General features: G+C 57.6%; 13 protein-coding genes. 6 read left to right on the forward strand and 7 right to left on the reverse strand.

The features are described 5' to 3' along the window. Positions 1 to 90: 90 nt before the first annotated feature. Both ACYBHZ_RS10685 and ACYBHZ_RS10690 read left to right on the forward strand, forming a co-directional pair. Complete coding sequence (locus tag ACYBHZ_RS10685; RefSeq protein ID WP_460274270.1) at positions 91 to 1,149, forward strand: maleylacetate reductase; 1,059 nt, start codon at positions 91 to 93, stop codon at positions 1,147 to 1,149. A 29-nt stretch (positions 1,150 to 1,178) separates the two neighbouring features. Beyond that, positions 1,179 to 2,018 carry an intradiol ring-cleavage dioxygenase gene (locus ACYBHZ_RS10690; RefSeq protein WP_460274271.1) on the forward strand — a complete coding sequence of 280 codons (840 nt, stop codon included), beginning with the start codon at positions 1,179 to 1,181 and terminating at the stop codon, positions 2,016 to 2,018. Positions 2,019 to 2,166: 148 nt separating this feature from the next. Here ACYBHZ_RS10690 and ACYBHZ_RS10695 read toward each other — a convergent pair whose 3' ends face one another. The 3 genes from ACYBHZ_RS10695 to ACYBHZ_RS10705 are packed head-to-tail and all read right to left on the reverse strand — an operon-like array spanning position 2,167 to position 5,216. Continuing rightward, the gene (locus ACYBHZ_RS10695) at positions 2,167 to 3,651 is read right to left on the reverse strand and encodes a tripartite tricarboxylate transporter permease (protein WP_460274272.1); all 1,485 of its coding nucleotides are present in this window, start codon (positions 3,649 to 3,651) and stop codon (positions 2,167 to 2,169) included. 12 nt (positions 3,652 to 3,663) lie between these two features. Beyond that, positions 3,664 to 4,221 carry a tripartite tricarboxylate transporter TctB family protein gene (locus ACYBHZ_RS10700; RefSeq protein ID WP_460274273.1) on the reverse strand — a complete coding sequence of 186 codons (558 nt, stop codon included), beginning with the start codon at positions 4,219 to 4,221 and terminating at the stop codon, positions 3,664 to 3,666. A 59-nt stretch (positions 4,222 to 4,280) separates the two neighbouring features. Continuing rightward, positions 4,281 to 5,216, reverse strand: a complete 936-nt coding sequence (locus ACYBHZ_RS10705; RefSeq protein WP_460274274.1) for a tripartite tricarboxylate transporter substrate binding protein — start codon at positions 5,214 to 5,216, stop codon at positions 4,281 to 4,283. A gap of 207 nt (positions 5,217 to 5,423) precedes the next feature. On the opposite strand from ACYBHZ_RS10705, the gene ACYBHZ_RS10710 reads away from it, so the two are divergent. The 4 genes from ACYBHZ_RS10710 to ACYBHZ_RS10725 all read left to right on the forward strand — a co-directional run bounded on the left by ACYBHZ_RS10710 (position 5,424) and on the right by ACYBHZ_RS10725 (position 9,599). Next, positions 5,424 to 6,449 (forward strand): AraC family transcriptional regulator, encoded by a 1,026-nt coding sequence (locus ACYBHZ_RS10710; RefSeq protein WP_460274275.1) that lies wholly within the window; start codon positions 5,424 to 5,426, stop codon positions 6,447 to 6,449. A gap of 196 nt (positions 6,450 to 6,645) precedes the next feature. Continuing rightward, positions 6,646 to 7,785 (forward strand): tyramine oxidase subunit B, encoded by a 1,140-nt coding sequence (locus tag ACYBHZ_RS10715; protein ID WP_460274276.1) that lies wholly within the window; start codon positions 6,646 to 6,648, stop codon positions 7,783 to 7,785. 65 nt (positions 7,786 to 7,850) lie between these two features. Further along, a complete protein-coding gene (locus ACYBHZ_RS10720) occupies positions 7,851 to 8,273 on the forward strand; it encodes a RidA family protein (protein ID WP_460274277.1) in 423 nt (140 codons plus the stop codon). Positions 8,274 to 8,297: 24 nt separating this feature from the next. Next, positions 8,298 to 9,599 carry an NAD(P)/FAD-dependent oxidoreductase gene (locus ACYBHZ_RS10725; RefSeq protein ID WP_460274278.1) on the forward strand — a complete coding sequence of 434 codons (1,302 nt, stop codon included), beginning with the start codon at positions 8,298 to 8,300 and terminating at the stop codon, positions 9,597 to 9,599. A gap of 334 nt (positions 9,600 to 9,933) precedes the next feature. Here ACYBHZ_RS10725 and ACYBHZ_RS10730 read toward each other — a convergent pair whose 3' ends face one another. From ACYBHZ_RS10730 to ACYBHZ_RS10745, 4 genes are read right to left on the reverse strand one after another with little or no spacing between them, the layout of a single operon-like run. Next, on the reverse strand, positions 9,934 to 10,209 hold the full coding sequence (locus tag ACYBHZ_RS10730) for a hypothetical protein (RefSeq protein WP_460274279.1): 276 nt from the start codon (positions 10,207 to 10,209) through the stop codon (positions 9,934 to 9,936). Positions 10,210 to 10,268: 59 nt separating this feature from the next. Beyond that, a complete protein-coding gene (locus tag ACYBHZ_RS10735; RefSeq protein WP_460274280.1) occupies positions 10,269 to 11,567 on the reverse strand; it encodes a TRAP transporter large permease in 1,299 nt (432 codons plus the stop codon). Then, positions 11,564 to 12,088, reverse strand: coding sequence for a TRAP transporter small permease (locus tag ACYBHZ_RS10740; protein WP_460274281.1), 525 nt, complete (start codon positions 12,086 to 12,088; stop codon positions 11,564 to 11,566). The genes ACYBHZ_RS10735 and ACYBHZ_RS10740 overlap by 4 nt, the downstream gene beginning before the upstream one ends. A gap of 47 nt (positions 12,089 to 12,135) precedes the next feature. Continuing rightward, on the reverse strand, positions 12,136 to 13,122 hold the full coding sequence (locus ACYBHZ_RS10745) for a TRAP transporter substrate-binding protein (RefSeq protein ID WP_460274282.1): 987 nt from the start codon (positions 13,120 to 13,122) through the stop codon (positions 12,136 to 12,138). Position 13,123: the final 1 nt, after the last annotated feature.

A 13,123-nucleotide genomic window follows, 5' to 3' on the forward strand; every position in this document is an offset into this window, starting at 1 on the left:
AACCCGGGCTGTGCGGCGGGCCATCCGGCAAGAGGCCCGCCTTTAGCCGTCACTCTCAGAGTGACACAAGCTTCTTTCAAAGGCTTCACGATGAAAAACTTCACTTATCTCTCTCATGCGCGCCACATTCTGTTCGCTCCCGGTGCCCGCAAGGCGCTTGGCGATGAACTGGATCGTTTGGGGATCACACATCCGCTCATACTCACGACACCTCAACAGGCCGATGCCGTCGAGCTTTTGTCCGAAGGCCTTGAGAACCGGGACTGGACGGTATTTTCGGGCGCCGCCATGCATACGCCCGTCGACGTGACTCATTCGGCTCTCGACCACCTGAAAAAATGCGGTGCCGACGGGGTCGTGTCCATCGGCGGCGGATCGACTATTGGTTTGGGAAAGGCGCTGGCCGTGCGTCAAGGGCTGGCGCATGTCAGCCTGCCGACGACATATTCCGGTTCCGAGATGACAGATATCCTCGGCGAGACGGAAGCGGGCGTGAAGACGACCCGCCGTGCGCCTGAAATTCGTCCCGATACGGTGATTTACGATGTCGAGTTGACGCTGGGGTTGCCGCTTGGCATGTCCGGCCTATCGGGCATGAATGCCTTAGCCCATGCCGTAGAGGCGCTCTATGCATCAGACGCAAATCCTATTACGGACCTCATGGCGCTGGAGGCTATCAAGGTTTTAACCAACGCACTTCCAAAGCTGGCGGATGCTCCAACGGATATGGGTGTTCGGGGCGATCTTTTTTACGGATCATGGCTCTGTGGTCTGTGCCTCGACTCCGCAGCCATGTCCTTGCATCACAAGATTTGCCACACGCTGGGCGGCAGTTTCGATCTGCCACATGCGGAAACGCATACCGTCATGCTGCCACATTCCCTTGCGTATAACGCGCCCGCCATCGCGCCGGTCATGGTTCGCTTGCAAGATGTGCTCGGGTCGGATCCCGCCGTGACACTCTATGAATTGTCCAGGAGTCTTGGTGCGCCGCGCGCTCTGGCAGACCTGGGCATGCCGGAAGATGGGATCACAACGGCCGCGCAGATGGCTTTGAAAAACCCCTACGCCAATCCCAGGCCACTCGAGGAAGCTGCGCTGAGAGACATGCTAACGCGGGCGTGGCGCGGAGACCCCCCGCAATCGTAATTGGTGTTGTTTGAAGGAGGAGACCCCAAATGAATGCCTATTTTGAGGAACGTAAATCCGTTGAGGTTGTCAACGGACGTATTGGTGCGGATGCCCCGGAGCGGTTTGCAGACGTGATGCGCTCGCTTGTACAGCATTTGCATGCCTTCGTAAAAGATGTGGAACTGACAGAAGAGGAATGGGCCGTTGCCATCGAGTTTTTAACGGCCACAGGTCAAATCTGTTCCGAAGAACGCCAAGAATACATCCTGCTGTCTGATGTTTTGGGCGTGTCTATGCTGGTGGATGCCATTCAGAACCGAAAACCTGCGGGGGCCACGCCCTCGACCGTTTTCGGGCCATTCCACGTCGAAGGGGCGCCGGAACGTCCGATGGGCTCGGATATTTCCCTGGATGGAAAGGGCGAGCGCTGTTTGTTCGAAGGGCGGGTTCTCGACCTCGAAGGTCGTCCGATCGAAGGGGCTGTGGTCGATGTCTGGTCGGACAATGCAGAAGGGTTTTACGACGTGCAGCAGCCCGATATTCAGCCCAAGTGGAACAATCGCGGCGTGTTCAGAACCGGTGCCGATGGCCGCTATTGGTTCTACGGCATCAAACCGGTGGCCTATCCAATTCCCGATGACGGGCCGGTTGGCAAGATGCTGCGCCAGATCGGACGCCATCCTTATCGCCCGGCGCACACCCATTTCCGCGTCATGGCGGAGGGTTTCAAGCCCCTGATCACCCACATCTTCGTTGCAGGCGACGCCTATATTTCCGATGACACCGTCTTCGGCGTCAAGGAACCGCTGATCGTCGAATTTTCACGCGAGACCATTGGCGAAGGCACGAACCAATGGACTGCTGCTTTCGATTTTATTCTCGCCTGAGGCCAAACGGAACGCTCTACAAAGGAACACCGCCGTCAAGAAATTGGCGGCGGTGTTCTCATGTCTATTCACCACTCAAAGCGCGAATGAGATGCAGTGTAAATGAGAGCGCCCTGACGAGGGAGAGGCATTTAAGACATCGTTCCGCTCAAGAACTATGTCTGGGCCGACGTTTGAGAAGTGGCGGGACGATATGCGAAAGAATGATCCCGAGAATAACGAGTGCGATGAGCGCGGATATGGGTCTGTTCACGAAGTCGAGCGGGCTGTCGACGCGGGCCATAGCTGCACGCAATTTAACTTCCATGATGCCGCCCAGAACCATGCCCAAAATGATCGGTACGGTTGGGAGATTCAGACGTTTGAGGATGAGGCCGAAGACGCCGAACCCGGCCGCGATGGCACAGTCCACCGCCGAGTTGCGGAGGCTGTAAACGCCGACGAAGCTCAGGGTGAGGATCATCATGCCGAGGAAACGTGTCGGAATGCGGATCAGGCGGATCAACCAGTTGGACGAGATCAGCATGAACAGGATGACGATGACGTTGAGCGCCAAAAGCGCGATGTAGAGCGCATAGATGAAATCCATATGGCCGCGAAAGAGCGCCGGTCCGGGCACCACATTGTGCACATAGAACACCGAGAGCATCATCGCGGTCAGCGCCTCGCCCGGTATGCCCAGGGCTAAAAGCGGGATCATCGCGGCGGCAGGTACGGCGTTGTTGGCGCTTTCGGAAGCAATCAGCCCCTCCTCGGAGCCTTTGCCGAACATCTCGGGGGATTTCGAACGCTTTTGGGCAAGGCTGTAGCTCATGAATTGCGCAGTGAATTCGCCTACACCGGGGATCATGCCCATCAGAACGCCGAACATCGTGCCGCTGGCGGCCACACGTTTGTGCCGCAAGACGCCCAGCATTTCCTCGCCCATTCGCCCTTTGATCGGCGCGGTGTCCGGCGCGTTTTCAGCATCGACAAGGAGCGCAAGAGCCTGAGAAATCGCGAAAAGCCCGAGCACGACAACGATCAGATCGAGACCCGAGGTAAGCCAGCCCTGACCGAAGGTGAAACGCATGGTATATTTGACCGGTTCCATCCCCACGGATTGCAGGAGAATGCCGAGTCCGACCATCATGCCGGCTGCGGCCACTTGGCCGCGGTGGGCGACGATGACGAGCACGATGCCAAGGAGGGCAGCCAGAAAGATTTCCCGCGCCCCGAACATCGGTGCGATTTTCGCCAGCACGGGGGCCAGCACGATCAGCGCGATGATCGAGAGGACGCCACTAAAGAACGAGGCACCATAGGCGAGTCCGAGCGCTTTCGCGGCCTCGCCACGCTGGGTCATTGGGTAGCCATCATAGGTGGTTAGCGCGTTCACGGCGGTGCCGGGCGTATTGATCAGAACGGCTGGAAGCGATCCGCCAAACATCGACGATCCGTAGATGCCCAGAAGCATCACGAGGCCCGTCAGGGGCGGCAGGGCAAAGGTTGCGGGCAAGAGGATCGCGATGGCGACCGCAGGGCCGACGCCAGGGATCGCTCCGATGATCACACCGCCAATCGATCCGATCAAAAGCGCCAAAAAAATATCGAGGCTCATCAGCATGTGAAAGCCGGAAATCAATACGTCCATCGTGGCGTGCCTTTAGAAATTAACCATCACAAAGGTGCGAATGCTCTCGGGGAGATAGGCGTAGAGCGCGCCTGCGGGCACTTTGACCTGAAGCCCCGCTTTAAACACCAAGACCACGGCAAAGCCGAAGAGCGCAGCAAGGGCCAAGCTCTGAGGGCTGCGATAGCCGAGCCGCAGTGTCAGGAGCAGCGCAAAGACGATGGTTGCCGGCAAATACCCCAAAAGAGGTACGAGTGCGACATAGGCGAGAAACCACGCGACAAATTCCAGGGACCGCAACCAATAGAGCATCTCGACACCGCGCCCCTCCTGACGGACCGAGACGACGGAACTCAACAAATGCACTGCGCCGAAGCCCACCATCATAAAGACACCAACGCCGGGCCAAAAGGCGGGCTGCGCGAAGAGCACCGTCTTCTCGACCCAGCGGGTCTGAACCGGCAGGAGGAACAGCGTCGTCAGGGCGAAGATCATGAAAGCGATGGCGAAGACCAGGTCGCCCGGGCGCCTGTCTCGTCGCAGATGGGTGGTGAGGGATCGGAACATGGCCTGTGAGTTCTTCTTGTGCACGTTGCGGGCTCTTTGTCGGGCGGGGACAGGACCCGCCCGCCTGTTGTTGCAGATTGCGCTCAGTCGATTGCCGCGCCGATCCGCCCAAGGGTTTCGGTATCCTCAGTCATTTGCGCTTCGGAGGTCGCTGCATCTTTCCAATAGATCAGCGCGCCGGTTTGCGCCGCAAGCTCCTTGGCCTCATCCGATTGCATCACCTTTTCCGCCACGACAGAAAGCTTCTCGCGGACATCCTCAGGTGTACCGGTTTTGAGGAAAAGACCGTTCCAGGTCGAGAGATTCAGCTCCGGCACCACCTCGCCAACGGTGGGCACGTCCGACAGGATCGAAATTCGCTCTTCGGTCACAGACGCGAGAAAGTTCAGATCGTCAATGCAGGGCATCACCAGTTGCAGCGTGGTGTTGATGACATCAGCATCGCCAGAAGCGAGCGTGTTGCAGTCGAGCGCGTCGAATGCGGCGTTGGAGGCGAACTCAAAGCCCAGCGTTTTGGCGAGGGCAAAAGTGTGGCGCGCAGGCGTAGTGACATCGCCGAAGTGCCCGAGCGTCACGTCGTTATCCTTGGCATATATCGCCAGCTCTTCGAGTGTGCTGTAGGGCGCGTCGGCTTTGGCTGCAATCACAAACGGATAGGTCACGAAAATGCCGACCGGTTCGAACGGTGTGCCCTCAAGCGGCGGAATGCCGATATGCGGTCCCACCAGAGGCACGTCGATCACAAAAGACCCGACAGTGTAGCCATCAGCAGGGGCCAAAGCCACCTCGACCGCGCCAGGGAACGGGCCACCACCACCGCCGGGTTTATTCACCACGGCTGCGGGTACGCCGTAGGTGGCTTGGAATTCGTCTGCGATCATCCGAGTCAGAATGTCTTCGAGATCGCCTGGCGGAAAGGGGACGATGAATTCGACGGGTTTCTCGGGATAGTCTGCTGAGGCGGCAAGCGGCAGGGCGGCCAGTACGGCGACGGTACCGAGCTTAAGTAGCGATGTCATAATGATCTCCTGTCGGACGAACTGCGACGTGTCGTCGGTTTTTTTATGAAACACTGATCCCAGGCTTGCGCGCAGCCCCCCTGCAGAACGGTTTGGGTCAGCATGACGTTAGAATGACAAGACACAGCCAATCCGCCATTGCATTTTGTGCCAAATTTCCGATAATTTGCGCATATCGAATTTGCAATGAGATGGAAAAACAGTCAAATGGCGGAAGAAACGCACGGCTATGCAGCGATCCGCAGCACGCTTCTCGGAGCGGTGCTCGATCACATGATCGCACGCGGCGTTTCGATTCAACCGTTGCTCTCCAGACATGGAATTAGCCTTGATATATTGAAGGACCCGTATACGCATCTGTCGATGCGCGAATATGTCGGCTTTCTCGAAAGTGCCGCCGAGATGTCAGGCGACCCCCATATCGGAGCCAGGATCGGGGCGGACATTCGTGCGGGTGATCTTGGGCCTATGGGGGTGCTCATGTCGTTGTCCCGCTCTATCTATGTCGGACTTGATCGGATCACGCGATCAGGGGATGCTGTCCAGACTGGCACTGAAATCGTCTTCATGGAGAATGGCGAAGATCTTTTGTGGACCTATCAAATTCGCGACCGCCGCATTTGGCCGCGCCGTCAGGATGTGGAATTTTCACTTGTCGCAACGGTGCAGGTCATCCGCGACAATTTCCTGAGCCGCTGGTCGCCGCAGCAGGTGCATTTCGAACATGCTTCGCCGGGAAACGACACGTTTTTGCGGCAATATTTCGGCTGTCCCATTTCTTATGGGCAGGCCACGAACCGTCTCGTGATGGACCGTGGGCCACTTCTTGAACAGTATCGGGTGGAGGATTCTGCGCTGGTTGCCATGCTGGAGCGCCACATCAACGATCTGATCCAAACGGCCCCTCGGCAATCTAACCTCAGCGGTGCGGTCTGCTCGGTGATTTCCTCCTCGCTCGGTTTGCGACCAATTTCCGTTGAACGCGTTGCAGAAACGCTGGGGCATTCGCCGCGCAATTTGCAGCGCAAACTTTCGGAAGAGGGAACAAGCCTGCGTGAATTGCTTGATGAAATCCGTCGCGAACGGGCCATGGAGCTTTTGTCAGAGGGCACGATCCCTGTGGGGAAAATCGCCAGCGCTTTGGGCTATGCCGACGGCACGGCGTTTTGGCGCGCGCACAAACGCTGGTCGGAACTAACGCCAAGCGCGATCAAGGCCGCAGCTCGCAGCTGATCCCTAGGGAGGGGAGGAGGGCGCGAGGCATTACGGTGCTTGCGTGGGCACATTTGCCAAAAAAACATCCGAAATAAGAACGCTTGCCTTGATGTCTGGCGCAAAATATCGGAAATATGGCACTTTCGGCAATGGGCATTCCTGCCGAAAGTCCGGTTACTTGGGGCATACTGTGACCCGCGAAAGGACCGAGGCGATGAGCACGCTGCCCCAGATCGATTTCATTTATCTCAACGAACAAGACATGATCAAAGCTGGCGTCACTGATATGGCCGCTTGCGTCGACACGATGGAAGATATGTTTAAACTGTTGCATTCCGGGGATTACCGCATGGCGGGCGCGAACAACGACAGCCACGGCGCGATGATCATGTTTCCGGAAAACAGCCCTTTCGCCACCATGCCAAAACCCACCGCCGACCGCCGGTTCATGGCGATGCCGGCCTATCTGGGCGGCCGATACTGCACTGCTGGCGTAAAGTGGTATGGTTCCAATATCGCCAACCGCGAAAAGGGCCTGCCGCGCTCGATCCTGATGTTCACGCTCAATGATGCCGATACGGCGGCACCCCTGGCCTATATGTCCGCCAATCTCCTGTCGGCCTATCGCACAGGCGCGGTGCCCGGCGTCGGCGCCCGTCATCTGGCGCGCCGGGACAGCAAGGTGCTCGCCGTGCAAGGGCCGGGCGTGATGGGTAAGACCTCAACCTCCGCCTTCATGGCAACCTGTCCAAAGATCGACACGCTCAAACTTTTGGGCCGGAGCCAAGGCTCGATCGACAATTTTGTGGCCTGGATCAAAGAGACCTATCCGCAAATCACGAGCATCGAGATCGTTAAGGAGCTGGAGACCCTCGTGCGCGGTTCCGACATCATCACCTATTGCGCCTCGGGCGAAACCGGCGATGTGTCGAAATACCCGATGGTCAAACGCGAGTGGCTCAAACCCGGTGCCTTCCTGTCGATGCCCGCCTCCTGCGACATCGACGAGGGCATGAAATCCAAAGACGTCCGCAAAGTCTGCGACAACATCGGCCTCTATGAGGCCTGGTTCGACGAATTGCCGAAACCGGCCCATGTCCATGTGCCCGTCATCGGTGTGAAATTCCTCGATATGATCGAGGAAGGCTCCATGGATCGCTCTGAGCTTGCGGATCTCGGCGACATCTGCGCGGGCGCGACCCCCGGCCGTCAGAACGACGAGGAAATCATTATCCTCTCTGTCGGCGGCATGCCGGTCGAAGACGTTGCCTGGGGCACGGTGATTTATCGAAATGCGCTCGAAAAAGGCATCGGCACGAAGCTCAACCTTTGGGATGAACCTGCGCTGCGCTGACACCTGCCGGCGCGCGTCGGTCCTCCCTTGCCGACGCGCGCATTTTATTCTGAACGGAAGAACCAATGACCAAAATCACCAAAGTCAAAACTGGCGCAAAGCTCGAAGAGCTGAGCAGCTACTCCCGTATTGTCGCAGTAGACAATTGGATTTTCGTATCCAATACAGCGGGGCGGAACCCGGAGACCAAAGAGATCCCCGAAGACCTAGCCGAGCAGACCGAACAGGTCTTTGCCAATATCACCCGTGCGCTGAACGCGGTCGGCTCCGGGCTTGAAGATGTCGTATCCACCCGCGTCTTTATCCAAAATCCGGCAGACACCCCGGCAGTGATGGGCATTTTTGGAGAGAAATTCCGGGGCATCGACCCGACCACGACGGTGACCAACCCGCCGCTCGGCTCCGCACAGTACAAGGTCGAGATTGAGGTCACCGCATTTCGCGGCGCGTCCAAGGCCGAAACCGACCGCATCACTGTCTCTCTTTGAGAGTCATTCAAAAGGAATTTCATCATGGCCCCCAAAATCGCCCCCGTGACCACGCATGAAACAGTGCCGAGCTCCGCACCTGTGGTTGTGATCGGGGGGGGCATCGTGGGCCTGTCCGCAGCTTTGACACTGGCCGAACACGGCATCCCGGTGACGGTGCTCGAAAAGGGCCGGATCGCGGCGGAGCAGTCCTCGCGCAATCTCGGATGGGTGCGCAAAACCTCACGAGGGGCGGCGGACATCCCGCTGGCCCAGGTGGCAGACCGGCTCTGGGCCGGAATGGCCGAACGCACCGGACAAGACGTCGGATACAAACGCAACGGCATCATGTTCGTAGCGGACAACGACACGGATATGGAGATGTATCGAGGCTGGTACGATAGTGTGCAGGGGTTTGGTCTCGACAGCCGGATGTTGTTGCCCTCGGAGATCGCCAAACTGGTGCCGGGCAGCACGGGGGCCTGGATTGGTGGGGTCTATACCCCGTCCGACGGCTATGCCGAACCAACCCTGGCAACGAGTGCCATTGCCCGCGCGGCAATAGCGAAAGGCGTGACCATTGTCGAGAATTGCGCTGTACGCAGCCTTGAGACACAGGCCGGGCGTGTCAGCGGCGTGGTGACGGAGAAGGGCACGATCTCAAGCGACACCGTGATCCTCGCAGGGGGGCTGTGGTCGCGCCGCTTCTTGGGCAACATGGGCATTGCTTTGCCCACCTTGCCCCTGATCTGCTATGCGCTTTTGACCACGCCCCTCGAGGGCCCAACGGACATCGCTGTAGGCGCCCCGAATTTCTCTTTTCGCAAACATCAAAGCGGCGGCTATGTGATGACCCATCGTGCTGCACTTGGGGCCCCTCTCGTGCGCGATCATGCGATGATTGGGATGCGCTACCTCCCGATGCTCAAACAGACGTACAAGATGATCCGACCAGTCTTTCCGGGGCCGTTGATCGAAGATTTGAAATTGGCACGACACTGGAAACCGACCGAGGTTTCACCCTTTGAAAAGATCCGGGTCATGGATCCGGCGAGCAACGAAAAGATCAACGCCCAAGCGCTCGACAATCTGCGTAAAGTTTGGCCGGTATTCAAAGAGGCGCAAATCGCAGAATCCTGGGCCGGAACCATGGACATCACGCCGGATTCACATCCGGTGATCGACCAAATCGAGCAATTTCCGGGCCTCACAATTGCGACAGGTATGTCCGGGCATGGCTTCGGTACGGGACCGGCCGCAGGGCAACTTGTGGCCGAGCTGGCTATAGGGAAGGAAACATGCGTCGACAGCTCACCTTATCGTGTCAGCCGATACGAGAGAAAGTGATCCTATCGAACTGTTATCAAACACAAATCTCTTGTTCTGGATGTGAGTTCATTTTGGGCCGCGCCTTCTCGGCAGATTGCTCAATAAATACATTCGGCTTCGGCACAGCCGTGTTTAAGTGCGATCATCGAATAGGCACATAGCAAGTGTCCACTTTCACTCAGCCCGCTCAAGCCAGTCCTTTATGTTGATGGATTTCCAATTGTAGGATCGCGCCTTGGCCAGTGCTTGCTGCGCCCCCCAGCCTCTTTTCGGCAATCGTTGAGATGCATTTCATTTTGGGCCGGCAAGCGCTACGAGCAAGACGGCTTTGCCCGGAAAGTAGACCGTTGGATTATGGCGACTTTAGGCGGCGACCAAGATATGTAATAGCAACGACAAAATCGATCACAGCCGGGATCACCCGGCGCGCACACGTTCCGTAAGAAGAGCCCGTGAGCGCCGCTTTGAGGCACGTAAAATCTCTCATGGCCGTGGGTTTCAATTGGATCCCGACGAAATCAAGATGATTGATCCCGATAACAGCTTTGTTTGATCGATTAAATCGTTCGACCAAAAAGCCTGTTTCATGGCTTTTGGTCGAACGCGGTGCAACATCAGAAGGCAGCATGCGCCCCGCCTTCGCGGGATATGGACGGCTGAAAGGTCGGACGCTTCAGCCGTGTTACGTCAATACAGCATTGCAGGCAGCCAAAGAGCCAGGCCCGGAGCCGCAAACAGCAAGACGAGGAGTGCAGCAGGCGCGAGAAGGAACGGAAGAATCCCGCGAAACAACGCCGGCATCGTAAGATCTTCCACCTGCGCCCGAATGATGAACAAATTCATACCGACAGGTGGCGTAATCAGTCCCAACTCGACAAGCACCACCACGAGCACCCCGAACCAAATGGGATCAAAGCCGAACCCGGTTACGATCGGAAGAAAGACCGGTACGGTGATCAGGATCATGCCAATTCCCTCGAGGAAGCATCCGAGCACGATGTAAATCACCACGATGATCGTCATGATGGTCCAGGCGGAAAGGTTTGCCTCTTGTGAAAGCTTGAGAAGCGTATCCGGCAGACGAGTCTGAACGATGAAGTTCGAAAAGATCGTAGCGCCGACGATGATCATGAAGAGGGCGCAGGAAATCAGAACCGCATTCTGCATAGCCCGGAAGACATCCGGCAGTTTCAGGCTCCGCTTGGCGAGACCCAAAAGAATTGCTCCGAAAGCCCCGATAGAGGCGGCTTCGTTCGGACTGAAGTACCCCGCATAGATTCCGCCGATGGTGACCACGAAAAGAACAATGAACTGCCAAGGCTCACGCAGGGCCTGAAGTTTCTCTCTCGTGTTTGTCTTGACCGGATCGGGCGCATGGCCACCCCGCCGCGCGCGCCAATAGGCAATAATCATGTAAAACGACAAGAGGACGAGGCCAGGCAGCATTGAGGCCGCGAAGAGGCGGGCCACGGATTGTTCGGCAACCCCGCCATAGATCACGAGGATGATCGACGGGGGGATCAAGATACCTAGGGACCCACCTGCCGCCACCGAAGATGCTGCGAAATCGTTACTGTATCCTGCGCGGCGCATTTCTGGCATCGCGATGCGGGTCATGCTTGCGGCAGTGGCAACGGAAGAACCGCAGATCGCCCCGAAGGCCCCGGAAGCCGCGATCGAAGCAATGGCGAGGCCACCACGAAGCCCCGAGAGCAGGACACGCGCCGCACCAAAGAGTTCCGCAGACATGCGAGATCCGCTCGCGATCTCTCCCATCAGTATGAACAAGGGGATCACGGACAGGTTATAGGACGATGCGGTGTCAAAGATGGCCGTGCCCGAGACAAGCTGGGCGACGCCGAAATTGTTCAGGATTGTGTTGCCCACAATCCCGGAAAGTGCGAGCGCAACCCAGACGGGCTGGCGCAGAAAGAGCAGGGCAAAGAGCGCACCAATCGCGCTCATGCCCAAGGCAAAGGGGGTCATTGTTTGTCTTCTCCTGCCGCAGGGACCTGTGCTCGACAGGAAAGGCTACGTGCTTCTTTGATTAATCGCATGACGGCAATCCAGATAATGCCGGCGAGGCCAACGAAAGCTGCCACCCACTGCCACCAGACCGGCATACCGAGCTCGAGCGAGTATCCGCCCCAGCGATATGCGTCCTGCGCGGGGGAGGCCATCGACCATCCGAGGAACAGGAAGACTGTCAACGCCAAGATTGTGGACAGAAACTTGGCAAACGCAACGGCTCTCGATGACAGTAAAGCGTCAATGATGTCGATTGAGATTTCAGTTGCCCGCGCGACAACGGGTGCGAGGCCGAAAAAGACCATGACAAGAAGCCCTGTGCTGACCACATCATAGGCCCCTCTCACGGCGGTATCAAAAGCGCGGCGCAGTAACACGTCCGCAACAGTGATCAACATCATAACGAGAAGCGCAGCACTGGCGATCCAAAGCATGATGCGTGCAAGGCCATTCCTTGCAGGATCTTTCAAGTCTTTCATAGGTCCTCCTAGAGTGTCCGGCCCGCCTCAAGCGGGCCGGTAGGTCTTCATTCCGTATAAGCTTTGAGGAATCCTTCGGCGTCTCCAGCACCGAGAACTGTCGCGACCGCGTCGACGACGATTGGGGTAAAATCAGCCTTCAATTCAGCAATTTGCTCTTGTGACAAGCCAATGATCTCCACCCCAGATTCGACCAGGTATTGCCGACCTTCGGCTTCCCCTTCATCCATCATTTCACCAAACCAAGCAGCACGATCCGGACCTGTCGTTTCGTCGATGATCGCCTGAAGGTCTGGCGACAGAGAATCATAACTTGCCTGCGACATGACAAAGGCGAAGGGCGCGGCGGCCAGGCCCGGCTCCATCGAATAGGAGGTCACAGGAGCCAAATCGAAGGATTTGGTGGCCTCGAAAGGGAAACAGGCCCCGTCAACCACGCCTTTGCTCATGGAATCCGCGGCCTCAGCAGGCGGCACCGGCACCGGAGAGCCCCCCAAGGTTTCGATGATCTTCTGCCAGGTTTCTCCCGCATACCGGATGCGCTTGCCTTTGAAGACCGAGAGAACCGATGGGTCTGCCTTGGCGAGATGGATCTTCAGCGGCGGGGTGACCGCCATCCACATAATCTTCGTATCAGGATGTTCTGCGGCGAGATATTCCGGCGCAAGCTCGGTCAGACGACGGGACGAAATTGCGCTGATGCTACCTTCGGACGGTGAGGTCAGGGGCAGACCCGCAAGCTCGGTCATCGGGAAACGTCCCGGGGTCGCGCTATGCAGGATCACGGCGAAATCGGTGGCACCGGAACGAACAAGATCATACTGACGCGAGGGCGGCCCAAGCTGGCCCGCGGGAAATATCTCCAACTCCAATTCTCCGCCGCTGAGCTCGGACAATTCTTCACCCCAAGCTGTGATGGCCCGGTTCCAGACGTGGTTCGGGGGCAGGAAGGTGGAGACCTTGAGGGTCTCCGCTTCGGCTGCAACGGCACCGAGCGTCGTGCACGCGACGGTGACAAGTGTCAGAATTTTCATC

It is taken from the genome of Celeribacter sp. ULVN23_4 (genome assembly GCF_054788345.1).